Raw genomic sequence first — 24,906 nt, forward strand, 5'->3', positions numbered from 1 at the left:
TGGGAATCGAACCCACGCGACCAGCTTGGAAGGCTGGAGTTCTACCATTGAACTACACCCGCAAGAAATGCCGCTTGTCGCGGCGACGAGACTTAGTATACAACATGCGTTGGAGAGAAGTCAACGCCCTCTCCAACTTTTTTTGAGATCGAATCCAGGGACGGGATTGCCGTCGAGCGTGTAGAACTGCACCTGCGCTTCAACTTCGCTCTCCTGCCCTTGCGCATCGCGGCGGGTCAATTCGATCACACAGTACGTACAGACCGTAAAGCCCCTCGGGTACGACAGCGAGCCCGGATTGAGGAAGATCCGGCCCTCTTCTTCCACCAAAGTCGGCGTGTGCGTATGCCCGTAGATCGCGATGTCCGCCTGCGCTTCCGCCGCCCGGTAGAGCAAGGGCAACGGTGAAGTTTTCACATTCAGAGTATGACCGTGCGCGACCAGAGCTTTCAAGCCCAGCAGATCGACTTCCTGCTCGACGGCAGCAAGGCTCGGATCGTCGCAATTGCCGCAGACGGCGACGGCATGCGGAAAGCTCTCCAGCACATCGTCGGCATGATCGCCCGCATGCACCAACAGATCAAAGCGGCCCGCCTGCCGCACCGCCTGTTGAATCCGGTCGGTGCGGCCGTGCGTGTCGCTCAGAACCAAGACGCGCATCGACGTCATGCTTTCGCGTCCTCTTCCGCTTTGAGCATATCGACCATCGCGCGCAACGCGTGGGCACGGTGCGAGATGGCGTTTTTTTCCTCAAGCGAGATTTCGCCGAGCGTTTGGCCGTGGCTCGGCAAGAAAAACAGCGGGTCGTAGCCGAACCCCTCCGTGCCGCGCTCCTCCGTCAAGATGCGCCCCTCGACGGTGCCAAACGAAACCAGCGTCTCAAGGCCGGGGCGGGCCAGCGCAATCGCCGAGACGAAGCGGGCGCCGCGCTCGTTTTCCGCCACGCCGTCCAGTTCGCGAAGCAGTTTTTCGTTGTTGCTTTGGTCGGTGGCGTTCTCACCGGAATAGCGCGCCGAATAGACGCCCGGACGCCCGTCCAGCGCGTCGACTTCGAGCCCCGAGTCGTCCGCCAGCGCCGGGCAGTGGTAGAGCGCGGAGATCTCCTCCGCTTTTTTGGTCGCGTTTCCGGCAAACGTGTCGCGGTCTTCCACGACCTCCGGCGCGTCTGCGGGCACCGGCTCCACATGCCAGCCCAGTTCAGCAAAAAAAGAGGCGATCTCCCGAACCTTGCCTTGGTTTCGGGTCGCCAGCAGAAGTTTGTTTTGGATTCGCTCCGACATCTCGTGACAACTGCCTTCCTTATGTGCTTAGGATGTAAATATGAAGTTCTTATGTATGCTGCACGGTGTTGGCGTTCGCTGCGATCAAGTTGACGATCTCCTCGCCGAGCACCGCTTTTTGTTTCGCGATCAATTGGTCGACGCCCTGTTTGCCAAGCCCGATCATCGCTTGCAGTTCGTCCATCGAGAACGACGATTCCTCGCCCGTGCCTTGCAGTTCCACGAACTTGCCGCTGCCTGTCATCACGATGTTCATGTCGACCGCCGCCGCGGAGTCTTCGTTGTAGTTCAAATCGAGCACCGGCGTGCCGTTTACGATCCCCACAGACGTCGCCGCCAAGAAATCGGTGATCGGCAACGTGCTGAGCGAGCCCTTTTTCACCTGTTTGTACAGCGCGTCCGCCAGCGCCACAAACGCGCCGGTGATCGAAGCCGTCCGCGTGCCGCCGTCCGCTTGAATGACGTCGCAGTCCAGCCACAGGGTTTTCTCCCCGAGCTTCCCAAGGTCCACAACCGCACGCAGCGCCCGCCCGATCAAGCGCTGAATTTCCATCGTGCGCCCGCCGACTTTGCCTCGCGTCGATTCGCGCTGGTTGCGGGTGCCGGTGGAGCGCGGCAGCATGCCGTACTCGGCGGTGATCCAGCCCGTGCCCGAATTGCGCAGGAACGGCGGCACTTTGTCCTCAACCGTCACGGTGCAGATGACTTTGGTGTCACCGACCGTGATCAGCACCGAACCTTCCGCATGCTTGATATACTCGCGCTCGATCGTGATCACGCGCGTTTCGTTTTCTTTTCTTCCATCTCCTCGCATGTGCTTGCCTCCTCGTCGTCCCATTGGAATACTCTTGTAGCATAACCTTTTCTTCCGCTTTCCACTACCCCTAACTTCCCGACAGGAAAAAAACCAACAAGCCTCCTCGCTCGTTGGTTTTTCCGCTGCCTGGGAGTATGAATCAGAGCTTTTGCTCGTTGACGACTTTCGGTGCGGTGACCGGTTTGGTGAAATCCATCCACTGTTTGGAGACGTTCATCGCGTCCGGTTTCGCAGACGCTTGCGCCGTCGTCGGCGCTTTGCCGTTGACGGTGAATTGCACTTGCTGGACGCCGGTGTTCGCCGCGACGGAGAGCAAGATCGAGTTGACCATGTTCTTCTCGGCGTTGGTGCCGCTGGAAACTTGGAAGTCGTTGCCGAAGTCGAGCACGGCGACTTTGTCTTTTTGGTCGACTTTTTGCAGTTTCAACGTCGGCTGCACAACCGGTTCCAAACCGTCGACGCTCGGCCCCTTCGCCAGTTCCGCCATCGTCAGCTCCGCCATTTTGGACGGGTCGGCTTTCGGCACGATGCGGGTGACCGGAACGAGGTACGAGTAATCGCCCTGTTGGTTGGCGCCGGAGAAGTAGAGCGTCAACTTGGTCGCGTTCGACGGGTTGACGTTGCTTGCCACTTGCAAGTTGATGCCGTTGTCGCGGGAGATCGCGTCGGCGACCGGCGTGCCGTTTTTCAGCGTCGGCTGGATGTGGCCGTCTATGACGAACTGCACTTTGGAAATGCCCTCAATCCCGGTCAGCGACCAGACGACCGAATCCACGATCGCATGCTCTTCCGCTTCGGTCTTGTAGTTCAGCACGTCCTTGGAAAAATCAACGCGCGCCACGTGGTTGTTGATCGACACGCCCTTGATCGTCGTGCCCTTGGGCAGCACGTTGTGCAAACCGGTGCCGGAGAGCGCCGAGTCGCCGGGGCCTCCGATGACCATGTGTTCCAAGGTCGATTTGGCGATGGAGTTGGTTTGCTCCATCTTGATGTTCAGGGGCACAACGAACCCGTTTTGGTTGCTGACATAGATCGTGGTCGGCATGACGTTCGTCGCTGTGTTGACCGCAGTGCCCTGCGATGAATCGGGGGTCGAGGTTTTTTCCGGAGTCAGCGTACAACCGGTGGCCGCCACGATCGACATCGCGAGGACCGCGACCAGCGCATAGTGGTATTTCTTACGCATCGCGTTTTCCTCCTCCAAGCTGGAATCTCGTTACTTGATACCATGTATACGAGATCATGGACGAGATATGCGTGGAATTTGTCCACCGGAGACAAGTTTTTGCGCGGTCCCGCGCTTGGGCGTGCTTACAAGTCGATGCGCGACACGTCGAGGTCCATGTGCAGCCATCGCGAGCCGATTTTGCGGAAATAGTCCGCGTCGCCCGTCGTGAAAAACTGATGGTGCGGCACGGGGTTGTCTTCATTGAGTTGATGCTTCACGGAGAGCACCGTGCTCGCTTCCCGCGCCGTTTCTTCCGCCGAGTTGATCAACTCGACCGAATCGCCCATCACGTCTGCGATCACCGCTTTCAACAGCGGATAGTGCGTGCACCCGAGAATCAGCGTGTCGATGTCCAACTCCCGCACAGAAGCCAAGTAGCGCTCGACCGTCTCCCGCGCTTGCGGCGTGTCGATCTGGTCTTCTTCGACGATCGGAACGAACGGTTTGCACGCTTGGTTGGTGACGAACAAGCGCGGGTTGATGCGGTGCAGTTCGCGGCGGTAGGCGTCGGAGTTGATCGTGTTCTCCGTGCCGATGACGCCGATGCGCCCCGTCTTGGTGGACGAAATCGCCGCCCGGCTGCCCGGCACGATCACGCCGACGACGGGAATTGAGTAGCGGTGCCGCGCTTCTTCAAGCCCCGCGGCCGTCGCGGTGTTGCAGGCGATGATGATCATCTTGACTTCTTGGGCGACCAAAAAATCCATGATTTCAAACAAAAACTTCCGGACCTCTTCCGGCGGACGGCTCCCGTACGGACAACGGGCGTTGTCCCCCACATAGAGGATGTTCTCCTGCGGGAGTTGTCGAAGCACTTCGCCGACGACGGTCAATCCGCCGAAGCCGGAGTCGAGGATGCCGATCGGTTTTGTGGAACTCACGGGTATTCTCCCCTTCTCTGCTGTCTGACTGACATGTGATGTAGTATATGGTCAAAAAGAAAAAGCGCTCCCGTCCCGTCCCAGCAGGCGGCGGAAGTCGCTTTCACAAGCATACGATGCGCGTGACTCTCTCAGTCACTGATATGATTATAGATTTCCGAAAGCGCCGTGACAAGCGGCTGCAGGTCTTTGGACTCCACATGCTTCAGGGCTTTCTCCAGCGATTGGCGGCGGACGATCAAGACTTTCTCGATCAAGTCGCGGCCGCGTTCCTTCATATGTAACCGCACGACACGGCGATCATTCTTATCGCGAACCCGTTCGACCAGGTCGTTGCGCTCCATGCGGTCGACGAGGTCGGTGGTGGTGCTGTAGGCGAGGTAGAGCTTGGAACTCAACTCCCCGATCGTCAAATCGCCGAATTCGCTCAAATAGATCAGCGCATCAAACTGTGGCGGCGTGATCGAGAAGTCGCTCAAAATATCTCGGCCACGACGGCGGACTTCCTTGGCAATTTGGCGAAGCAAATGTTCGATCTCAACGACGAGACCGCTATGGATCGACGATTCAGTCATAGTTTCCCTCCTGTGCTGTACCTCCTCTAATTGTAGCATTCTGTCGACAGCTTGGTCAATTGAATTTGAATAACATTAAAAAAGCACCCGCCTCGCGAGAGACGGGTGCTTTGCATGAACGATTCACGCGCGTTGCGATTATTCGTAGCGCAGCGCGTCGATCGGGTTGAGGCGGGCGGCTTTGCGCGCCGGGTAGACCCCGAACACGATGCCGACCAGCATCGAGAAAAAGAACGCATACAGAATCGGAGACAGCGTGACCGCCGTCGTCAGCGTCGTGACTTTGGAGACCAGAAGCGCGATGCCGACGCCGATCAGAATCCCGATGATCCCGCCGAGCAGCGAGAGCATCACCGATTCGATCAAGAACTGGCGCATGATCGCGCCGCGCGTCGCCCCGATCGCTTTGCGAATCCCGATCTCGCGGGTCCGCTCCGTGACGGAGACGAGCATGATGTTCATGATCCCGATGCCGCCGACGACCAGCGAAATCCCCGCAATCCCGGCGAGCAAGGTCGTCATGATGCCGGTGACCCCTTGCGCCGTCGAGAGGATTTGCGCTTGCGACGAGATCTGGAAGTCGTTGTCGTCCTTGGGCTTCAGATGGTGCTGCGCCCGCAGGGCGGTGGTGACGTCGATGTTCGCTTGGTCCATCAAATCGGCCGATTTCGCGGAGACGTAGAACGTGCGCACGTTGGTCGTGCCGAACATCCGGTTCATCGCCGTGGTGATCGGAATCATCACGCGGTCGTCGTTGTTCGTGAAACCGGTCGTGCCTTGCGATTCCAGAACGCCGATGACTTCAAACGGCATCTGGTTGATGTTGATCGTCTGCCCGATGATGTCGTTACCCGCGCTGCCAAACAGCGTGTTCGCCACTTCCGTCCCCAACACGGCAACGTTCGATTGACCTTTCACTTCATACTTATTGAAAAAACGACCCGCCGACACTTTGGTGCTGCGGACATCCGGATAGTCGGCGGAGGTGCCTTCAATGGACGTGGACGTGTTTTGGTTTTTGAAGACGACTTGCTCGTTTTTGGTGATATCGGGCGCGACGCCCGCCACCGAGTCCTGCTTGGCGATCGCGTCGACATCCGCCATCGTCAACGAGTTCGCCGATCCGGCACCGAGCCGCACCCCGCCTTGGGAAGCTTGCCCCGGTGTAACGATCAGCAAGTTGGAGCCGAGACCTTGAATTTGCGACGTGACGCTCGATTGCGCGCCTTGGCCGATCGAGACCATCGCGATGACGGCGGACACGCCGATGATGATCCCAAGCATCGTCAGAAACGAACGCATCTTGTTCGATTTGACGCTGCGAAGCGAAACGCGGATCGATTCCATAAAGTTCATAGGACCGCCTCCTCTTGTGCCGATGCGATTTCTGAAACGAGGCGGCGGTGTTCCACGATCTCATCTTCGACGATCCGACCGTCCCGGAAGCGGACGACGCGCTTGGCGAACTCGGCGATGTCCGGTTCGTGCGTGACGAGGATGATCGTCTTGCCTTGGTCGTTCAAGCGTTGGAAGATCCCCATGATCTCAAGCGACGTCTTGGTGTCGAGCGCCCCGGTCGGTTCGTCCGCCATGAGGATGACCGGGTTGTTGACGAGGGCGCGGGCGATGGAGACGCGCTGTTGTTGACCGCCGGAAAGCTCGTTTGGCTTGTTGTACAAACGGGTGCCGAGGCCGACCGATTCCAGCGCTTCGATAGCGCGGCGGCGGCGTTCTTTCGCCGGGACGCCCGCGTAGAGCATCGGCAACTCGACGTTTTCCACCGCCGTGGTGCGCGAGAGCAAGTTGAAACTTTGGAAGACGAAGCCGATCTTGCGGTTGCGGATGATCGCCAAATCGTCGTCATGCAGCTTCGAGATGGCGTGACCGTCGAGGACGTATTCGCCAAGCGTCGGTTTGTCAAGGCAGCCGAGCACGTTCATCATCGTCGATTTCCCGGAGCCGGACGGACCCATGATCGCCACGAACTCGCCTTCGCGAATGCTCAACGACACGCCGCTCAGAGCATGGATCTCCTGATCGCCGACGCGGTAGATTTTGCGCAGGTCGTCGATGCGAATCAAGGGTTGCATATTAGTTGCCCCCTCTGTTCCCGCCGCCGGAGTTGCCGCCTCCGCCCGAACGGCTTGCTCCGCCGCCTGCACCGCCGAAACCGCCCATCGCGCCGCCGAATCCGCCCGCTCCTCCGAATCCGCCTGCTCCTCCGATGCCGCGCGTGGAAGTCGAACCGCTCGCCATGGTGAACTGGATGACGATTTGATCGCCCTCTTTCAAGCCTTCGGTGATTTCCACTTTGTCAGACGACATCAGACCGATCTGCACCGGACGGAACGTCGTGTTCGCCGGTGTCCCGTTCGACGAAGCCGCCGAGGAGCTGCCGCCCGAGCCGGAGTTGCGGGAGCCGCGGTTGCCGCCGTTTCCGGAAGCGTTGCCGGAGTTCGAGCCGTTTTCGGTATTCGAGTTGCTGCCGGTGGAGCCGCCGTTTCCTCCATTCCAGCCTTTGCCGGTGCCGGTTGCGGATTCGCCGGTGCCGCCTTGGAGGAAGACGCCGTCGCGTCCGCCGACTTCTTTGAGCGCGGTGGTCGGAACGTAGAGCACGTTCTTGTGCGTGTCAACGGTGATCGTGACGTTGGTGGTCATGCCGGTTTTCAATTTCTGATCGGAATTCACGGAGAGCAAGACCGCGTACGTGGTGACGCCGTTGGCGGTCGTCGCTTCCGGTGCGACCGACAGGACTTTGCCCTTGAACGTTTGATCCGGGAATGCCGTCGTGGTGAATTCCGCGTCCTGGCCCGGCTTCACTTTGCCGACGTCCGTTTGCGAAACTTGCGCTTGAATTTGCACGTCGCTTGCCGTCGACGTGTCGTCCATCACCACGACCGGCGTGCCGTTGGCGGTCATCTCGCCGACCGCTCCGCTGACGGTGGTGACGACGCCGTCGACCGGCGCTTTCAGCGTCATGTTGTCGAGGGCGATTTTTTGCTGGTCGTATTGAGACTGCGCTTGCGCAACCGACGCTTCCGCCGAGATCACAGTCGCGGCGTCCGGACCGGCGAGCGTTTGGTTCAACTGAGCCTGCGCGGAATCCACGGATGCTTCCGCCGCAGAAATCGTCGCTTCATCCGGCGCCGCGACCGCTTGGTTGTACGACGCGAGCGCCGCATTGTAGGAAGCTTGAGCTTGGTCGAGTTGGTTTTTCGCCGAGTCAAGCGTTGCTTGCGCGGACGTGCGGTCGTCGTAGTTTTTCTGCGCGATGTCGAGGTTTTGCTGGGCGTTGTTGTAGGCTTGGGTCGCTTGGTCGACTTGCAATTGCGCTTGGTTTACGGCAGCCTGCGCTTGGGCGATGGCGTTCTTGTCCGGCTGTGCTTGCAAGTCAGCGAGCGCCTTCGTCGCATTGGCATACTGGACTTTTGCAGATGCGATCTGACCTTGCGCTTGACGTTTTGCTTCATCTGTCGTCGCTTGCAGATACGCCACGTTCGCGAGTTGCAGTTGCGTATCCGCGTTGTCCACGGCGGTTTGAGCGGCCAAAAGCGCTTCTTCGGAAGGAGGCGTTTGCACCACGTTGTATTTCGATTGCGCCACCGTCAAACTCTCTTTGGCAGACTTCAAGGAAATTTCTGCTTGCGCCACGCTGTTTTGCGCCGCGACGACCGTTTGATACGCCGCCGTGCGGTTGTTGAACTGGTTGACTTGGTTGTCGTACGAAATTTTCGCGCCGTCGAGCGCGACTTTGGCTTTGTCGAGGTTGGCTTTTTGCACCGCCATCGCTTCCGGCGTTTGGCCGTTTTTCGTCTGGTTCAGCTTGGCTTGCGACGATTTGAGGTTGGCTTGGGCCGCTGCGATTTGATCGGACGTCGAACCTTTTTGCGCGGAGAGCAGTTTGGCTTTGGCGGCGTCGAGGTTCGCCTGCGCGTTCGCCAATTGAGCTTTAGCCGTCGAATCGTCCACAGTCGCGAGCACTTGACCGGCTTTGACGGTGTCGCCGACTTTGACGTTCAGCGCGGTCAGCTTCGCGGAGCCGCCCGTGAAGTTCAGCTTGATTTGTTGCGGAGGTTGCACCGTGCCGGACGCGGAGATCGTCTCCGTGACATCGCCGCGCTTGACGGTGTAGGCGCGGGTCGTCTGGGCGCTGGCTTTGGGCGTGGCAACCTTCTCATATGCGTAGACACCGCCCCCGACGAGCAAGAGCCCGATGATCGCGATGGTGATGATTTTTCTCGTGTTGCGTCGCTTCGGCAGGATCGTTGCTCCTTGCTGTTGCGTTTTCAACGTAACTTCAGACATGACTTCAATCCCCCTTGGAATTCTCTTCTCGTGTGAGTATGGGGCTAGTCTAGCAAGGAAATATGAACAACATATGAATGCAAAAGCCTCTGTCCGGAGAACAGAGGCTTTTTTCAAAACTTTGTCACAGTTCTTCCTGGTTTTTGGTGAGCTTCGGCAGCGTGACCCAGGCGGTCGTGCCTTCGCCCCGCGTGCTCTCCAAGCCGATTTCCCCGCCGAGCAGTTCGACGATCCGCTTGGCGATCGAAAGCCCGAGGCCCGTTCCGCCCTGGTCGGTGGTGCGCGCTTTGTCGACTTTGTAAAAACGCTCCCAGACGCGGTCGATCTCATCCTCGGGAATGCCGATGCCTTCGTCGATCACTTCCACCCGCGCCATGCCGCCTTCCTCGCGCACGCGAATCGTGATCGAACCGCCCGGATGCGAAAAGCGAATCGCGTTGGAGAGCAGATTGATCACCACTTGCGTCACGCGCTCCGCCTGCGCTTGCACGCCGACGTCGTCAATCTCCGTGTACAAGCGCAATTCCTTCGCCTGCATCTGCGGCGAGAGCGTGGCGACAGCTTCGCGCACGACGTGGCCGAGCGGCGCTTCGCCTTCGACGACCGCTTCATCGCCGGCGTGATTTTCCAGCCGCGAGAGGTCGAGCAGTTCGTCGACCAACTTGCCGAGCCGCTCCGATTCTTTGTGAATGCGCTCAAGAAACGGTCTTGCGTTCTCCACGGGAATCGTGCCGTCGAGAATCGCCCCGACGAAGCCGCGAATCGACGTCAGCGGCGAGCGCAACTCATGCGACGCGTGCGCCACAAACTCGCTGCGCATCGCCTCCAGCGCTTCCAACTCCTCCGCCATGTGGTTGAACGCGTCCGCAAGTTCCCCGACTTCGTCCTTGGAGCGGACTTTGACTTTGCGGGAGAAGTCCCCCTTCGCCATCCGCCGCACCGCGATGCTCATCTCCTGCAAGGGACTGGCAATCGAGCGCGAGAAGAAAAACGCCAACACCGACGTCACGACCAGCGCAATCACCCCGGAAGTGATCAGCAGACGGTTCACCCCGCCAAAGTGCCGGTCGAGCGCCTGTCCTTGGACGATGACCGCGCCGATCACACGCGTCCCGCGCCGAATCGGGATGCCGATTTCCATCGTGTCCGCTCCCTTGCTGCCCACCGTCGGAATCTGCTCTTCGCCGCTCAGCGTGGCTTTGACAAGCGCAACGCTCGGCGGCGATTGCTGCTTGCGCTCTTCCGGCGGCTCGATGAGAAGCGATCCGTCGCTGTCGTAGATGTAGACGGCGTTAAACGTCGCCGACATCGCCAGCGAGTTTTGCGAGTCGCTCCCCAAGCGCTCCATCCGCTTTCCCGCCACCATCGCAATCGCCCGGCCTTGCTCGACCATCGCGTCTTGGCGCTCTTGCAGGAAGTAGCCCCGGTAGAGAAACGTCCCCGTCAAATTCAGCACCAAGACGGTGACGAGCATGATCCCGAGAATGATCAGAATCAACTTGTGAAAAATCCGCAGGCGCTTCATGGCTTGGGCACCTCAAACTTGTACCCGACCCCCCAGACCGTGCGGATGCCCCACGGGAGCTCCGGACGCTCCAACTTCTCGCGCAGGCGCTTCACATGCACGTCGACCGTTCGGTTGTCGCCTTCGTACTCCGCCCCCCAGACTTTATCCAAGATGTGCTCGCGGTCGAACACCAGATTTGGGTGCGACGCGAGGAAATGCAGCAAGTCCATCTCCTTGGGCGGCAGCACGAGCGGTTCGCCGTCGACTTCCACCGTGTAGTGGTCGAGGTCGATCAGCAAGCCCTCGTAGCGCAACTGCTTGGACGCGGTCGGCTGGCTGCGGCGCAACACCGCTTTGACCCGGGCGACCAACTCCGGCGGGTCGAACGGCTTGCCGAGGTAATCGTCCGCGCCAAGGTCGAATCCGGTCAGCTTGTCTTGGCTCTGCGTCTTGGCGGTGACGATGATGATCGGCGTCGTACCGTCGCGCCGGATCTGCTTGCAGACGGCGAGGCCGTCGATTTTCGGGATCATCAAGTCGAGCACGACGAGGTTCGGATGCAGACGGCGGTACATCTGAATCGCCTCTTCTCCGTCCTTGGCGTGCACGAACTCAAAGCCTTCCTTCTCCAAGTACAAGCGCATTAACAGCGCGATCGACTCATCATCTTCGACAACCAAGATGACCGTGCTTTGCTTCACAAAACCTTGCCTCCCTCCACGTGCCAGATCTCCAACAGTTCGATCTCTTTCCCGCCCGCGACCTCCGACGGCACGTGCAGCACGCCGTCGGTGAGCGACGCTTTTTCCAAACCGGGAGTCAAGCGAACGGACAGCTTTGCGTCCGGCATCCTCGAAACCGCAGCGTCCTCATGGAGGGTGACGGAGATTCCCTCGTAGGTGCGTGCCTGGTCATTTTTTTCAAATATCGTGTCGTGAATGTGCTCCATAAAAAACCGATACGCCGCGCGATCCCGCCACAGCGCGAGAATGCAGGCTTCTTCGGAGTTACACTCGTTCCAGCCGCCCCATTGACCGCAGAATCCGTCCACGCCGCGAAGCGGACTCCACCCCGTTTGCGCTTTTGAAAAAGCCGCGTGCATCTCTTACGGCACGCGGCAAACCATCCACTTGATCAACATGGTTGTTCGCCTCCAACGCTCTACTTCGCACCGGACGGCGAAACTCCTCCTGCTCCCGCCCGCAAGCGTTGCGAGGCGAGCCACACGGTCAACGCGAACAGCACCGCCGCCACGCCGTACAAGAGCGGGATGTTGCCGCTGCCGTACAGCAGCGTCCCGACCATCGGCCCCGCCGCCATGCCCATGTAGCGGAAGAAGTTGTACACCCCGATCGCCGTCGCCCGCTCGCGCAGGAACGCGCCGGTCAACAGCGTCGTCTGCACAGGAAGCGAGAGCCCCAAGCAAAGCCCGAACAGGAAGATCGAGATCACGAGCAGGACGAGCGATACTTTCGAGAGCAAGAGGAACAGCACGACCGCCGCCACGTTCAGCGACGACGTGAGAATCAAGCTCTTGCGCGGTTCGACGCGCTCTTGCAAGCGTCCGCCGATCGGCGAACCGATGGCAATGGCGAGAGAGAGCGGGAGGAAGACGAGGCTTTTCGCTTCGATCCCCAAGCGGTACACCCGCGAGAGGATGTCGGGCAGGAAGACGAGGAAGTTGTAGAACGTGTAGTACTGAATGAACCCGAGCAAGATCACCGACATCCCCGTCGGATCGCGCAGCACCACGGCGAATCGCTTGACGCTGAAACGGTCGCCCGCGCTCTCGACCGACTTGGTTTCCGGCAGCAGCAAGCCGATCGAGAGCAGCAACGCCGACCCGACGCCCGCCAACACCCAAAACACGCCGTGGAATCCGGCATGCGCGCCGATGTATCCGCCGATCAGCGGCCCGGCGACGGCGCCGAGCGAGACCATCATCTGGAATGTGCCCATCGCGCGTCCGCGCTCTATGCCTGCGAACAGGTCGCCGATGACGGTCGTCGCGACCACCGAACCGGTCGCGATCCCCGCCGCTTGCAAGCCGCGAAACACCAACAGCCACGAAATCGAAGGGGAGAACGCGCAGCCGAGCGTCGCCAGCACGTACAGCGCCATCCCCGGCAAGAGCACGACCCGCCGTCCTTTCATGTCGGTGAGCGGTCCGTAAACGATTTGCATCAACGCCAGCATCACCGTGAAGACCGAGATCGTCAAGTTGATCAAAAACTGCGTCGTGTGCAAGTCGGCTTGCACTTCCGGCAGAAGCGGCGTGTAGATCGTCTGGGTGAACGGACCCATGAACGCGCTGAGCGCGACCAGATACAACAGAATGCGTTTGTTCAAAACCGTCACCCCTTTGGGAAAAGTTCACCGCTATCCTACCATATTCTTCGCAACCCCAAAAGTCCGCTCTCCATAATAAAATCCCCCGGGTCCAGCGTCGGCCCAGGGGATTTTTTTGCAAAAAAAGATCAGTGCTGTGCTGACTTGAGATCCAAGAGGGCTTGCTGCACCCACGTGACTCCCTGCGAAAGCGCGGCTCCGCCGCTCAACGCGGCGCACACGCCGACAGTTTCCATGAGTTCCGCGTGGCTGGCTCCGTTCTCCAACGCGCCTTTGGCGTGATAGAACGTGCAGATTCGGTCTTGCAGGCACAGCGAGATGCCGAGCGCCGTCAAGTGTTTGTGCTTCACCGAAACAGCGCCCTCCGCAAAGCAGGCGGCTGTAAATTCCATGTACGTGTCGCCGATGTTCGGCAGGGTTTGGGCAAATTGACCGAGGCCTTCCTTGTACGCCAAGAGCGTGCGCTCTGTGTTGTTTTGTGCTTCGATGTTCGCCATCGGCGCTTCTCCACCTTTCCACCCGCGCTTTCCACACGCGGGTCGTCGCCCCTAGTGTGTCCCGAGGAGGAAGCGTCGATGCTCCGCCCACTTGGGGTTCGGGAAGCGTCCGGCGGCGATCTCCTCTTGCAGGCGGCGGGTTTCGCGCCACGCGAGGTCGTAGTCCGCTTGCGAGATGTGTCCGCCCTTCAGCGCGTCTTCCAACTCGTCTTCGTCGAGCAAGTAGACTTCGCCGGTCGGCAGGACGACGAGGTCGAGGTAGAGGTCGTCGTACCACGGCACGCCGTCTTCTGTCACGCCGTGCTGTTTCATGATGTCGATGTACCACTGGACAATCTCGCCCTGTTCGTCGAACACGGTGTTCAGCACATAATGCCCCTGAAACGGCACGTGGTCCATCCATTGCACTCCGGTCGCCATCAACGTGAGCGGCTTGCCGTTGTCGTACTTCCACACGAACGGCTCGTCCACCCGATCCATCTGCAGAATCGACACGCGCCCGTGAAAGCCGTCCGCCTCGACCTCGCGCACCCGGAATGTTTTTTCCAAGACTCTTCTGCTCTTGCGGAAGTCTGCGTACTTGCGCTTCATTCCCATCGCGCTACCAAGAACAGACCGACAAGCGGTTGCCGCTCGGGTCGAAGAAGTCGATCGTCTTCACGTCGCCGTGGTCGCGGATCGGCTCCGTCTCCACGCCGCGCTCTTGGAGAATGGATTCCAGCGCGCGGATGTCCTTCACATAGAAGTTAAACGCCAGATACGGATGCGGCGTGTGCGGTTGGCCAGGTTCAGGCTCCCACAGGGTCAGCGGGGTTTCCGCCACGTTCAGCGCCGCGTGGCTTCCGTGCCGCCAGCGCAGTTCAAACCCGAGCACCTCTTGGTACCACGGAAGCGCTTCGTCGAGAGATTTCACTTGAAGAAACACGGTGTCGATGCGTTCGAAAAGTTGCGACATGCTGACTGAACTCCTCACTGTGGAAAAATTTAGTTTCAGAATAGCACACCATTTTCAGAAAAAAAAGACCAAGCACGCGCGGCGCTCAGTCTTTTTCGGCAACTCTAGATCACGTCCAACGGGGTCAGCCCGTGTCGCACGGCGTAGATCGCCGCTTGGGTTCGGTCGCGCAGCCGCAGTTTGGAAATGATGCTGGAGACATGGTTTTTGGTCGTGCCTTCGGTGATCGCGAGACGGTCGGCGATCTCCTTGTTGTTCAGCCCGCAGCCCAAGAGGCGGAGCACTTCGCGCTCCCGCTCCGTCAGTTCTTCGTGCAGCGGAGGCGTCGGCATCGGCGACGCTTGCTCTTGCGTCAGCGCGTATTGCTCGCGGACGCGCTTGAGTTCGGACACCACTTGCGCGGTGATGTCCGGCGGAAGCATCATGCCGCCGCCGTGCACGGTGTGAATCGCCGCCACGATCTCCTCCGTCGGCATTTCCTTCAGCAGATAGCCGCTCGCGCCTTCGTCGAGCGCTTCAAAAATCAACTCGCTGTCGTTGAACGTGGTGAGTATCAACACTTTGGTCTCCGGTAACGCTTCGCGGATCAACCGCGTGCCGGTCACGCCGTCCACACTGGGCATGCGAATGTCCATCAACACCACGTCCGGGCGCAGTTGTTTGGCCAACTCGAACGCTTGTCTGCCGTCGCTTGCCGCTCCGACGACTTCCAGCTCTTCCTCCAAGCTTAAAATCGTCTTCAACCCATCGCGCATCAAGCGCTGGTCATCGACTACCAGAACACGAATCATGCGGTTGTTCCTCCAAATCTCCACACTTGTTGTTGCAACGGGAACAAGACTTGAATCCGAAACCCGCTTCCCGCTTTTGAAGCGAACTGCACCGTGCCGCCCAACTCCATCACCCGCTCCCGAATGTTCAAGAGGCCAAACCCCAATTGCACGTCGGACGTCCCGATCCCGTCGTCTTGGATGGTCAACGAGACTTCTTGCGCCGTGCCGGCGAGCGTGACGGTCGCCGCATGCGCTTCGCCGTGCCGCTTGGCGTTCGTCAACGCCTCTTGTACAATCCGATAGATCGCCGGATGCCAGGAGTGGGAAATGCCCGTCACATCGCCTTGCACGACGAGAGCGGCTTCCATCGCCGACATCTTGGAGAACTCCGCCAATAAACGGCGCAACGCTTCCACGATGCTCGGCGTCTGCTCTTCGACATGCAGAGTGCGCACGGAAAGCCGCACTTCCTGCAATGCCGCCCGCGCCAGTTCTTCGCAGCGCAAGAGCGTTTCCTGGCACTGTTCGGGGTCGCGGTCGAGCAGTTTGCGTCCCGCTTGCAGCTGCACGAGCAACGCGGTCATCTTATGCCCGACGGTGTCGTGTATTTCCCGCGCAATATGGTTGCGCTCCCGCACGACGGTCATCTCTTCGACCTGCCGCGCGTACGTTTTCAACTCTTCGTACAGGTGAGCCACCTGCTGGCGCGAGTCTTGGTAGTAACGAATCAGCCAGCCCACCAGACTGGCAAACACGAAAAATCCATAGTTAAACAGGTTCCCGAACAACTTGAAGTCCGGATTTTGCGTATATTCGATTCCCACCATCGCCGCCCAAATCACCGTCACCGATCCAAACCACCACCAGAGGATGAAGTTGCGGCGCGAGGTGTAGAGCATCAAAGTCATGCTCTGAATGCCGTAAAACAACAGATACGTATGGTCGGCCGGATCGATCACGACGCCAAACGCAAACGCGAGCAGCAAATCGGCGGTGAACATCCAAGCAAACCGCTTGGGATAGACCAGGTACAACACATGGTTCACCGCGAACAGCATCATTCCGATCTCGATGAACTCACGCTGATTGTCCGTGAGACCCTCGTTGGTGAACAGATAGCTGGCGGCGATGCCGACAAGCATGGCGATGCGCGTCCAACCGAGCAACGACATCGACGACAAGCTGCGGGTCAAAACGGACTCCCCCTTCCCCGAAAACAGACGATCGCTTCTACTCAGAAAAAAACTCCTCTTGCACCTATTTTATCAAAATGGGTGGGAGAGGAGAATAGTGATATTAAAGCTTTGTAGTTTACTTTTCGTAACGTCCGATTACAAGCGCTTGATAGTTCCCGCCGAAGGAGAAGGAAGAGACCAGCGCGTGTTCGACCGCCCTCTCGCGGTTGCCGCCGATGACGAGGTCCAGACCTTCCGCTTCCGAGAACGGTTGCTCCATGCCCGGAATCTGCGGGATGTTGTTGTGCCCGATCGCGTACAGCGCGCTGAGGGCGCCGATCATCCCCGACGTCGCGAGCGCTTCGCCGAAGTACGCTTTCGGAGCGGAGATCGGCGCTTTGCCCCCGATCACACGGTGCAGCGCGCGCGCTTCCGCCGTGTCGAACACGCGGTTGCCGCTGGCTGCTGCCGCCACGTAGTCGACTTGATCGACCGTGAGACCGGCTTCTTGCAGCGCCAGTTCAAACGATTTCGACCATTCTTCGCCTTGGCGGTTGACGCGGGCCGGGCCGGAGTGATCGGAAGTGAGGCCGAAGCCTTTGAGTTCGCCGTAGACTTTCGCGCCGCGGGCGAGCGCCGATTCTTCGCTCTCCACGAGGAACGCCACGCACGCTTCGCCGAGCACCGTGCCGTCCAAGCCTTCGCCGAACGCTTTGGCTTGCGATCCCGGTGTCAAGTAGCCCGGCACGCGGGAGTGACCCGCGACCATCGTCTCGTTGAACTCGTCGCCCGTGACGACGATCACCGCGTCGGCATCGCCGTTTTGAATCAGTTGGGTGGCGTAGAACAGCGAGTTGATGCCCGCCGTGCCGCCGGATGTGATCGTGGTGGTCGGGCCCTTGATCTTGAAGTTCAAGCAGATATGGCCTGCCGCCGCGTTCATGACGGTGTTCGGGAACAGCAGCGCTTCCGCCGCTTCCGCCCCTTTGAGGATGACGGTGCGGTTGAACGCTTCGACCGTTTTCAGCGGGCCGGTGCCGGTGGCAAACAGCACGCCGATGCGCTCGGAGTTTTTGCTGTCAACTTTCAATTTGGCATCGTCAAGCGCCATCTTCGCCGTGGCGGTCGCTTGTTTGCCGAGGTCGTCCATGCGGCGCAACAGCGCCGGGTTGACCAGTTTGCGGTACGGCACTTCCGGGATTTGCGCCCCGTGCGTGGACACGTACTGCGCCGTGTCAAAGCCCTCGATCGCCGAGAACGTGCTCTCGCCGGCTTGGAACTTCGCAAACACTTCTTCCACGTTCGCGGAGTTGCCCGCCAGCGCCCCAACGCCGGTGATCAGCACGCGCTTCTTCGCCGCAAGCGCCGGCACTTCGCGGTCTTGCTTGTACTTGCCAAACAGAATCGACGCGTTGTTGCCGCCAAACGCGAAGGAGTTGGACATGACGGTGCCAAGCTCCTGGGTGCGTCCGGTGTCGCGCACGAAATCGAGTTCCTTGAACTTGTCCGCTTCGTAGTCGAAGTTGATCGTGGCGGGGATGAACGAGTTGTTGATCGCCAAGACCGAGATCACGCCTTCCGACGCGCCCGCTGCCCCGAGCATATGCCCGATCATCGACTTGGTCGAAGAAACCGGAACCGAGTTGCCAAACAGCGTGCGTACGCCGATCGGCTCCGAAGAGTCGTTGGCGTTCGTGCCGGTGCCGTGTCCGTTGATGTAATCGACCGCGGTTTCCGGCAAGCCCGCTTTTTCCAACGTGCGGCGCATCGAGCGCATGCCGCCCGCGCCCGCCGGGTCCGGAGCGGTGATGTGGTACGCGTCGGCGGAGAGCGCGTAGGAAAGCACTTCGCCCAAAATCGTCGCCCCGCGCTCCAGCGCGAGGTCCATGCGTTCGAGGAACAGCACGCCCGCGCCTTCGCCGATGTTCAGTCCGCTCGACTTCGAGAACGGCGCGCACGGTTCCGGCGCGAGCGCTCCCAGCGTGTTGAAACCGCTCATCGAGAGGCGGCAGAGCGGGTCGACGCCGCCTGCAAACATCGCGTCCGCTTTGCCGCTGCGAATCATATCGGCCGCATAGCCGATCGAGTTCGTCCCCGCCGCGCACGCGTTGGAGATGACGCTCTTCGGCCCTTTGATCTTCAGATCGTGAGAGACGCTGTCCACCGGGATGTGGATGACGTAGTTGTAGAGCAAGCTCGGGTCGGCGTGCTCGATGCCTTCCTTCACCCATTGCTCATGAAACTTCTCCCCGCTGCGCATGCCGCCAAGCGACGTGCCGAGGATGACCCCGACGCGGTACGGATCGTGCGCGGCGAGGTCAAACTGGGCAACTTGTACAGCTTCGCGGGCGGCGATGATCGAGAGTTGTCCCGCGATGTCGTACTTCTCGACTTCTTCCGGCGTGAAGTGCTCTTCCGGTTTGTAGCCGTCGATCTCGCCGGCGTATTCGGTGTTGATGCCCGCCATCGAGATCGAAGACACCACGCGGATGCCGCTTTGGTTGTTTGAAACGTTGCGCCAGAATTCTTCGACGTTTTTGCCGTTGGCGCAAATGATCCCGATGCCGGTGACGACGACGCGGTCTTTGTAGTTGGACATGAGCTCCCTCACCCTCCGTTCTTATGCGATTTTGATGCCCCAGGACTTCGGCAGGATGTACGGAGAGGAGATGGTGTTCAACGTCACGCGCTCGCCCGCTTGGTTTTGTGCTTGCAGGGAGATGCCGGAGACGGAAAACAGTTCGTCCACCAGCGCGAGGCCGAGTTTCTTGCCCAGCGCGCCGGAGTTGCGGACTTGCAGCACGGTGCCGATCGTTTCGTCTTCGAGAACGACCGCGTCGGAAGCGGCGAGGTCGCCCTCTTCGATCGAGAAGCCGACGAGACGGCGGTTGACGCCTTCCCCGCGCTTCGCTTCGAGCGCTTCACGGCCAACGAAGCTTTCTTTATAGAAGGAAACCACCCATTCCAGCGAGGCTTCGAACACGTTCAGGCCGTCCGCTTCCACCAGCACGTTCGGTTGGCGCACTTCCAGCATCGCGATTTCCAGCGTGCTGTGTCCGACCGGTTTGACCGGGTAGTTCGACGCGTCGTGCGCGAGCAGTTTTTCCCACAGCGCGATCGCCGCGTCGTTGGCGACGAGGACTTTGTAGCCGTATTCGCCGGTGACGCCGTTGCGGAACAACAGCGCTTCGGAGCCTTCGACTTCCGTTGCCACGAACGCTTGGAACGGCAGCAACGAGATGTCGTAGTCGATCAGGGAAGCCGCCGCTTTCCACGCGTACGGTCCTTCAAACGCGACCAGCGCGTAGTCGTCGGAGAGGTCGGTGATTTCGACGTCGTCGATTTTGCGCTCGTGAAGCCATGCGCCGACCGCTTCACGGCCTGCCGCGGAAGTTTCGATGAGGATGGACTCTTCCTTTTTGTGCAGGGTGACCGCGTCGATCACGTCGCCCTCTTCGTTCAGGAGCAGAGTGAAGATCGACTTCTCCACGTCGAGGAATTCGATGTCTTTGGTGACCAGCTCGTTCAAGAAGTTGACATGCTCGTCGCCGCCGACTTCGAACTTGCCGACTGCGGAGAGGTCGTAGATGCCGATGCCGTTACGGAGCGCGTCGTACTCTTCGCCCTCGTTGGAGTAGGTGGAGACGACCGCTTGGCCGCCGATTTCGATCAAATTGCCGTTTGCTTTGGTTGCTTGGGTCAGGATGGAGGTTTTCATGGGTGATAATTCTCCTCTCTTACTCTTTCAAAAGTTGTAAAAAAAGAATCGCGTCGTCCTTGGACTCACAGAACGCCACGTAGACGGTATGCGTCGTTGCTTCTGTCGCTTCCGGTTGCACCATCGCCAGTTGCAGACCTTTGTCCGGCTGCTCGATGACGGTGAGAAACGCGTCTGCTTGCGGCGACCAAGCGGCGGCGTAAAAGCCCTTGCCCAACTCCAGCACCGTCCGCGCTTCGCCGTAGACGCGGCGGGAGTTGCGCGATTCGGTGAGTTGGTGCGAGCCGAGATGGTTCCAGTAGTGCACCGTCTTGGCGGATTTTTTCTCGCCGTGGCCGTTCCAGAACATCTGCCAGCCGAAGTTCACCGCGTCGTGCAACTGCGACGGATCGGCGGCGCTCATCTCCATGCGAAGAAGCGGCACGCCCGGAAGCGTCAGGTATTCCACCGTATAGCGGTCGGACGTCAAGCGCACGCCTTGCCACGTTTGACCGTTTTCTTCGCGCTTTGCGGGAGTGCCGGTGAACGACTGTTTGTGGATGTCGTAGAACAGCACGCCGTGGCGGATCGGGTCTACCGCTTGGTCCATCCATTGCGGGTGGAAGCCGCACGGGGCGTTGTAGTTCGTCCCGTGGTTTTTCACTTTCGGGTAGTTGGAGCTGACCATCTCATGACGGTTGTATTTGAGGCTCGTGACCGCGCCTTGGAAGTGCGGCGCGACGATGACCGACAGAGGGCCGTTGTCGATTTCGTAGACTTCGGCACCGCCTGATTTTTTCGTTTGGACGTTCACGGCGGCGTCCGTCGGGAGGACGGAGAGCGCGAACGACGTCTCCACCGCGAGGCCGCGTGTATCGTTTTCAAACGACAGCTTGGCGTCGAGCAGAGTCTGTCCCGCAAGCAGCTCGCCCGGCAGTTCGAAGCTCACTTCCTGCGGCGCGTCCGCGCAGATCCCGTCGAGCTTCACGCTTTCGGCATGACCCAGCGCGTGGAGTGCGAGCGTGAGCGTGCCGTCGACTTTTTTCAAGAGGCGGGAGGAGACTTTGGCGCGCACGAGGTGTTGTGCGGCGTCGCTTGGAAGGAGCGACGGCGTGAGCAGTTCCAGTTCCACGCGGTCGTGCAGCGGTTGCGGAGCGTTGGCGGCACCGGAATGGGCTTGCCAGATCCGCTCCACTTCGCGGGAGCCGCCGAAGCCGAACACGTAGGAGTGCACCGCGACGGGCGGCTGCGTTTTCCAGAACGACTTGCCTCCCTTGCCGCTCGGGCGGCCGTGGAACGTCAAGGCCGGCATGAAGCGCAAGCCGTAATGCACGCTGCGCACATCGCCGTGCCAGATCATCCCGACCGTGCCCTCGCGCCCCTCAAACGCCGTCCAGTTCGCCGCATACGCATCCGGGTCGGACGGGAATTCAAGGTCGTTGACCCACTCGTAATCGAGCATCCCGTACGGGAACACGGAATCGAGCACCGTGCTGTGCACGATCCCTCCGTGCAGCGGAATCGAGACGGACGTGTCGCGCAAGAGACAGAACGGATAGATTTTCAGCGGATGTTGATCCTGCGTGTAGTCTTCGATCCGCACTTGGCGGTCCTCCGTGAAGAGGATGCGGCGGACGAGCGAGCGGCCGTCGGCGCGGGTCTCTTTGACCAGCAGCGCGCCCCCGTGCGCGTCGTCCAGCCATTCCAAGCGGCGGGTTCCCGACTCGCGGATGCCGTTTTGGAACGGGAAGCCGAGGTCGGGCCACGCTTCTTGCGCCAGTTTGCGCCCCGTTTGGCGGTCGTAGAGGTGCAGGCTGCCCGTGCGGGTGTCCACTTGCACCGAAAGCCACGCGCTGTCGAGGACGACGCGGTTTCCGGTCGTGTAGCGCACCGGTTTTTGCGGAGCGGTGACCGGGATCAGCAGTTCTTGCGAGCCGCACTCCCCGCCCTCCTTGGCAAAAAACCGCGCCTGCACGCGCCCGACTCCCGTGCGCAACCCGGTCAGCTGCAGCGGCACTTGTACCGACCCGCCGGCGGGAATTCCCACCGTCGACGTCGAGGTCCCGCCGAGCAGCACATGGTTCGGTTCGAGGTTGTCCAGCAACAGCAACCCTTCCAGATCGCGGCCGGTGCAGTTGGTCAGCCGAAGTACGCTCTCCGACAGTTCGCCGCTGAGGATCGAACCCGGATCATGCGCGATTGAGACTTGCGGGCGAACTTCCACCAGCGTCTCAAAGTCGAACTCGATGGCGTCAAACTGCAGCTCGGTGCGCAGGCGGACATCCCCCGGCGTGCCGAAGCAAAGCGGTTCATCCCACGTGATCGTCTCGCCCGGCTGAATCTCGCGCTCCGCCGTGCCGTTTCGATACGGGAATACCTCTCCGTCGAGCGTCGTGCGAAACTTCGCGACCACCGGCTCGTCCGTCAAGTTCTGGCATTCAAACCGCACCGCGCCTTCCTGCCCCGTCACCAGTTGCGGCGAATCCACCACATGGTGGAAGAAGCGAAGGTACGGCGAGTCGATCATCACGACCTTCTCCGTGCGCAGGTCCAGCCAGAACGTGTACTTGCGGTCGCCGAACTGGAACTTGTTCTCCATCAAGCGCATGCCGTGGACGAACAGCGCGTCTTCTTCGCCGCTGCGGACGTTGTCGGAGCCGACCATGCCCTTCCAGCCGACTTGCGCGAACCGCTCATTGATGTCTTGGCGGACGTTCTTGAGCCCTTCGCGCACGTACTTGATCAAGTACGGCAAGTAGCTGCGCAACTTGATCTGGCCGTCGTTGACCATGTATTCCAAACCGCTTCGGTACATCCCGATGCGCTTGTACAGCGAGAGCGCCGACTGGTTGGTCATGTACACCGTCGCGTCGATGTAGTCATAGCCCATCTGCAACAAGCGCACCGCCGCTTCCGAGAAAAACCGCCCTGTCAACGGACCTTGGCGGAACTCCGGATGAATCAGCAACTCCACCGCAAAAATCGCGTTGTCTTCGCACATCATCTGAATGTTGCGGTTGGCGAAGTAGAGCAGGCCGATGATGTCTTGGTCATACTCCATCACCATGAACAACGCGATGTTCTGTTCATCAAAAAACCGCTCGACATCGCTTGCTTTCAGCAGTTCACCGGGCGGAGTCGAACCCGATCCGACCCGGTTGTGAAACGCAAACTGGTTCATGAACGCGGCGAGGCGCGCCGCTTCTTCCCGTCCGCACGAGCGAATGCCGATGCGGTCTTGCGCGGTGGTCTCCGTGGGCGACGCCGTAGACATAGAACCACTCACCCCTTACGCTTCGCTTCCCGCATCCGGGCGCTTCGAAACGGAGAGTGTGCCTTCGACGACTTTGTCCTTGCCGACATACGCGGCGACTTTTACCATCGTCAGCAAGCCGACGGAACGGCCGAACGAGACTTTGAGTTCCAACTGATCGCCCGGCACGACCGGACGCATAAATTTCACATCGCGGATCGCGACGAGGTACCCGACTTGGCTGGCGGGATCGAGTTCTTCGAGCGTGCCCGCCGCTTTCGCTTCTTCGATGCCGCCGGTGCCTGCGACGACCGCGATCAGCTGTGCGAGCGATTCCAAGATCAGCACGCCCGGCATGATCGATTCGCTCGGGAAGTGCCCTTGGAAGTACGGCTCCGAGACGGTTACGTTTTTGAGGCCCGTGCCGCTTTTGCCCGGTTCGAGTTCCACCACGCGGTCCAAGAGCAGAAACGGCCAACGGTGCGGGATCAGGTTGCGGATCTCATCCGCCGTCATGATTCGTTTCACAGCGAGATCACTCCATGTTCTCCGTGATATAGTCGGCCAGCTTGTTGATCGAGCCGAGGACTTCCATGTTGTCGTCGTACAGCGTGACGCCGAACTCGTCCTCGATGCAGACGGTCAATTCCAGCGCGTCGATGGAATCGAGGCCCAAGCCGCGGCCGAACAGCGGTTGGTCGTCGGTGATCAGTTCCGGCTCGATGTCGAGGCTCAGACGATCGACGATGATCGCTTTGATACGGGTGGTCAGTTCGCGGCGTTTCTCCGCCTGTTCTTTTACGGATGCATAGGTCAACAACATCTCTTTTTCGCCCTCTTTCAATAAATATGGTGGTTGTATGGATCAGCCATTGACCAGGCCGCCGTCTACCGTGTACACCTTGCCGGTGATGTAGGAGGCGCGGTCAGAGCATAAAAACGTGGTCAGGTACGCGATGTCTTCCGGCTTGCCGATGCGGCGCAGCGGGATGAGTTCGAGCATTTTGTTCAACACGCCTTGGTCCATGCCTTTGGTCATGTCGGTTTCGATAAAGCCCGGCGCGACAACGTTGGCGCGGATGTTGTGTTCCGCCACTTCCTGCGCCAGCGCTTTGGTGAACGCGATGATGCCGCCCTTGGACGCCGCATAGTTCGTTTGCGCTTTGTTGCCGGAGATGCCGCTGGTCGACGCGAGGTTGACGATCGCGCCCGACTTTTGCTTCATCATGAGCTTCACGGCTTCCCGTGTGGTCAAGAACGTGCCGCCGAGGTTGACTTTGACCACGTCTTCAAACTTCGCTTCGCTCATCATCGCGACGAAGCCGTCGTTGGTCACCCCTGCGTTGTTGACGAGGATATCCAGCTTCCCGTAGCGGGTGCGGACTTCCTTGAACAGCTCCTTGACTTCCTTCTCCTTGGAAACGTCGCATTTGACCGCGAGGGCTTTGCCGCCTTCCGCTTCGATCTCCTGCACCGTCTCTTCGGCTTTCGCTTGGTTGCCGTTGTACGTAAACACAACGGTTGCGCCTTGCTGCGCCAAGTCTTTGACGATCGCGCGGCCGATGCCGCGCGAGCCGCCGGTGACGACGGCGATCCGATCTTGAACCACTCTCA

The 24,906-nt window shown here is 59.9% G+C and carries 24 protein-coding genes; all 24 read right to left on the minus strand.

The features are described 5' to 3' along the window. Positions 1–120: 120 nt before the first annotated feature. Positions 121–669, minus strand: coding sequence for a metallophosphoesterase family protein (locus EL26_RS00005; RefSeq protein WP_052035789.1), 549 nt, complete (start codon positions 667–669; stop codon positions 121–123). After that, entirely contained in the window at positions 666–1,280 is a 615-nt protein-coding gene (locus EL26_RS00010) for an XTP/dITP diphosphatase (RefSeq protein WP_038083118.1), read from the minus strand. Before EL26_RS00010 ends, EL26_RS00005 begins: the two co-directional genes overlap by 4 nt. A gap of 49 nt (positions 1,281–1,329) precedes the next feature. Further along, positions 1,330–2,094, minus strand: a complete 765-nt coding sequence (gene rph / locus EL26_RS00015; protein ID WP_038083121.1) for a ribonuclease PH — start codon at positions 2,092–2,094, stop codon at positions 1,330–1,332. Positions 2,095–2,236: 142 nt separating this feature from the next. Then, positions 2,237–3,283 (minus strand): GerMN domain-containing protein, encoded by a 1,047-nt coding sequence (locus tag EL26_RS00020; RefSeq protein WP_038083123.1) that lies wholly within the window; start codon positions 3,281–3,283, stop codon positions 2,237–2,239. Positions 3,284–3,408: 125 nt separating this feature from the next. Next, positions 3,409–4,206: a glutamate racemase gene (gene racE / locus EL26_RS00025; RefSeq protein WP_038083124.1), complete on the minus strand. Its 798-nt coding sequence runs from the start codon at positions 4,204–4,206 to the stop codon at positions 3,409–3,411. Between the two features lie 131 nt (positions 4,207–4,337). Next, on the minus strand, positions 4,338–4,781 hold the full coding sequence (locus EL26_RS00030) for a MarR family winged helix-turn-helix transcriptional regulator (protein ID WP_038083126.1): 444 nt from the start codon (positions 4,779–4,781) through the stop codon (positions 4,338–4,340). Positions 4,782–4,919: 138 nt separating this feature from the next. Then, complete coding sequence (locus EL26_RS00035; RefSeq protein ID WP_038083128.1) at positions 4,920–6,137, minus strand: ABC transporter permease; 1,218 nt, start codon at positions 6,135–6,137, stop codon at positions 4,920–4,922. Next, positions 6,134–6,871: an ABC transporter ATP-binding protein gene (locus EL26_RS00040; protein ID WP_038083130.1), complete on the minus strand. Its 738-nt coding sequence runs from the start codon at positions 6,869–6,871 to the stop codon at positions 6,134–6,136. Before EL26_RS00040 ends, EL26_RS00035 begins: the two co-directional genes overlap by 4 nt. Before the next feature lies 1 nt (position 6,872). Beyond that, the gene (locus EL26_RS00045) at positions 6,873–9,086 is read right to left on the minus strand and encodes a beta-barrel domain-containing protein (protein WP_038083132.1); all 2,214 of its coding nucleotides are present in this window, start codon (positions 9,084–9,086) and stop codon (positions 6,873–6,875) included. A 124-nt stretch (positions 9,087–9,210) separates the two neighbouring features. Beyond that, complete coding sequence (locus tag EL26_RS00050) at positions 9,211–10,611, minus strand: sensor histidine kinase (protein ID WP_052035790.1); 1,401 nt, start codon at positions 10,609–10,611, stop codon at positions 9,211–9,213. After that, positions 10,608–11,294: a response regulator transcription factor gene (locus EL26_RS00055; RefSeq protein ID WP_038083134.1), complete on the minus strand. Its 687-nt coding sequence runs from the start codon at positions 11,292–11,294 to the stop codon at positions 10,608–10,610. Before EL26_RS00055 ends, EL26_RS00050 begins: the two co-directional genes overlap by 4 nt. Further along, positions 11,291–11,695, minus strand: coding sequence for a YdbC family protein (locus EL26_RS23185; RefSeq protein WP_052035791.1), 405 nt, complete (start codon positions 11,693–11,695; stop codon positions 11,291–11,293). The genes EL26_RS00055 and EL26_RS23185 overlap by 4 nt, the downstream gene beginning before the upstream one ends. Before the next feature lie 59 nt (positions 11,696–11,754). Then, a complete protein-coding gene (locus EL26_RS00065; RefSeq protein ID WP_038083137.1) occupies positions 11,755–12,942 on the minus strand; it encodes an MFS transporter in 1,188 nt (395 codons plus the stop codon). Positions 12,943–13,070: 128 nt separating this feature from the next. After that, positions 13,071–13,439, minus strand: a complete 369-nt coding sequence (locus tag EL26_RS00070) for a carboxymuconolactone decarboxylase family protein (RefSeq protein ID WP_038083140.1) — start codon at positions 13,437–13,439, stop codon at positions 13,071–13,073. 51 nt (positions 13,440–13,490) lie between these two features. Beyond that, positions 13,491–13,988, minus strand: coding sequence for a ribonuclease FAU-1 family protein (locus tag EL26_RS00075; protein ID WP_161780626.1), 498 nt, complete (start codon positions 13,986–13,988; stop codon positions 13,491–13,493). Positions 13,989–14,040: 52 nt separating this feature from the next. Next, positions 14,041–14,394 (minus strand): VOC family protein, encoded by a 354-nt coding sequence (locus tag EL26_RS00080; RefSeq protein WP_038083144.1) that lies wholly within the window; start codon positions 14,392–14,394, stop codon positions 14,041–14,043. Positions 14,395–14,498: 104 nt separating this feature from the next. Continuing rightward, a complete protein-coding gene (locus EL26_RS00085; RefSeq protein ID WP_038083146.1) occupies positions 14,499–15,185 on the minus strand; it encodes a response regulator in 687 nt (228 codons plus the stop codon). Further along, positions 15,182–16,360 (minus strand): sensor histidine kinase, encoded by a 1,179-nt coding sequence (locus EL26_RS00090; RefSeq protein WP_052035792.1) that lies wholly within the window; start codon positions 16,358–16,360, stop codon positions 15,182–15,184. Before EL26_RS00090 ends, EL26_RS00085 begins: the two co-directional genes overlap by 4 nt. 118 nt (positions 16,361–16,478) lie before the next feature. Beyond that, positions 16,479–18,941: a beta-ketoacyl-[acyl-carrier-protein] synthase family protein gene (locus EL26_RS00095; protein ID WP_038083148.1), complete on the minus strand. Its 2,463-nt coding sequence runs from the start codon at positions 18,939–18,941 to the stop codon at positions 16,479–16,481. A gap of 21 nt (positions 18,942–18,962) precedes the next feature. Further along, positions 18,963–20,060, minus strand: a complete 1,098-nt coding sequence (locus EL26_RS00100) for an aminomethyl transferase family protein (RefSeq protein ID WP_052035793.1) — start codon at positions 20,058–20,060, stop codon at positions 18,963–18,965. 19 nt (positions 20,061–20,079) lie between these two features. Continuing rightward, entirely contained in the window at positions 20,080–23,313 is a 3,234-nt protein-coding gene (locus EL26_RS00105; RefSeq protein ID WP_038083150.1) for a GNAT family N-acetyltransferase, read from the minus strand. Between the two features lie 15 nt (positions 23,314–23,328). Next, on the minus strand, positions 23,329–23,820 hold the full coding sequence (gene fabZ / locus EL26_RS00110) for a 3-hydroxyacyl-ACP dehydratase FabZ (RefSeq protein ID WP_038083151.1): 492 nt from the start codon (positions 23,818–23,820) through the stop codon (positions 23,329–23,331). A gap of 7 nt (positions 23,821–23,827) precedes the next feature. Further along, positions 23,828–24,115 carry a phosphopantetheine-binding protein gene (locus tag EL26_RS00115; protein WP_152559125.1) on the minus strand — a complete coding sequence of 96 codons (288 nt, stop codon included), beginning with the start codon at positions 24,113–24,115 and terminating at the stop codon, positions 23,828–23,830. Positions 24,116–24,157: 42 nt separating this feature from the next. Further along, entirely contained in the window at positions 24,158–24,901 is a 744-nt protein-coding gene (gene fabG, locus EL26_RS00120) for a 3-oxoacyl-[acyl-carrier-protein] reductase (protein WP_038083154.1), read from the minus strand. Positions 24,902–24,906 lie beyond the last annotated feature (5 nt).

The organism is Tumebacillus flagellatus (assembly GCF_000714935.1).
GTDB lineage: Bacteria > Bacillota > Bacilli > Tumebacillales > Tumebacillaceae > Tumebacillus > Tumebacillus flagellatus.

Bases quoted from the DNA above. Each gene is read 5' to 3' on its own strand.
- EL26_RS00005 (WP_052035789.1), bottom strand. From the start codon at position 669: ATGACGTCGATGCGCGTCTTGGTTCTGAGCGACACGCACGGCCGCACC.
- EL26_RS00010 (WP_038083118.1), bottom strand. From the start codon at position 1,280: ATGTCGGAGCGAATCCAAAACAAACTTCTGCTGGCGACCCGAAACCAA.
- rph (WP_038083121.1), bottom strand. From the start codon at position 2,094: ATGCGAGGAGATGGAAGAAAAGAAAACGAAACGCGCGTGATCACGATC.
- EL26_RS00020 (WP_038083123.1), bottom strand. From the start codon at position 3,283: ATGCGTAAGAAATACCACTATGCGCTGGTCGCGGTCCTCGCGATGTCG.
- EL26_RS00030 (WP_038083126.1), bottom strand. From the start codon at position 4,781: ATGACTGAATCGTCGATCCATAGCGGTCTCGTCGTTGAGATCGAACAT.
- EL26_RS00035 (WP_038083128.1), bottom strand. From the start codon at position 6,137: ATGAACTTTATGGAATCGATCCGCGTTTCGCTTCGCAGCGTCAAATCG.
- EL26_RS00040 (WP_038083130.1), bottom strand. From the start codon at position 6,871: ATGCAACCCTTGATTCGCATCGACGACCTGCGCAAAATCTACCGCGTC.
- EL26_RS00045 (WP_038083132.1), bottom strand. From the start codon at position 9,086: ATGTCTGAAGTTACGTTGAAAACGCAACAGCAAGGAGCAACGATCCTG.
- EL26_RS00050 (WP_052035790.1), bottom strand. From the start codon at position 10,611: ATGAAGCGCCTGCGGATTTTTCACAAGTTGATTCTGATCATTCTCGGG.
- EL26_RS23185 (WP_052035791.1), bottom strand. From the start codon at position 11,695: ATGCACGCGGCTTTTTCAAAAGCGCAAACGGGGTGGAGTCCGCTTCGC.
- EL26_RS00070 (WP_038083140.1), bottom strand. From the start codon at position 13,439: ATGGCGAACATCGAAGCACAAAACAACACAGAGCGCACGCTCTTGGCG.
- EL26_RS00080 (WP_038083144.1), bottom strand. From the start codon at position 14,394: ATGTCGCAACTTTTCGAACGCATCGACACCGTGTTTCTTCAAGTGAAA.
- EL26_RS00085 (WP_038083146.1), bottom strand. From the start codon at position 15,185: ATGATTCGTGTTCTGGTAGTCGATGACCAGCGCTTGATGCGCGATGGG.
- EL26_RS00095 (WP_038083148.1), bottom strand. From the start codon at position 18,941: ATGTCCAACTACAAAGACCGCGTCGTCGTCACCGGCATCGGGATCATT.
- EL26_RS00100 (WP_052035793.1), bottom strand. From the start codon at position 20,060: ATGAAAACCTCCATCCTGACCCAAGCAACCAAAGCAAACGGCAATTTG.
- EL26_RS00105 (WP_038083150.1), bottom strand. From the start codon at position 23,313: ATGTCTACGGCGTCGCCCACGGAGACCACCGCGCAAGACCGCATCGGC.
- EL26_RS00115 (WP_152559125.1), bottom strand. From the start codon at position 24,115: ATGTTGTTGACCTATGCATCCGTAAAAGAACAGGCGGAGAAACGCCGC.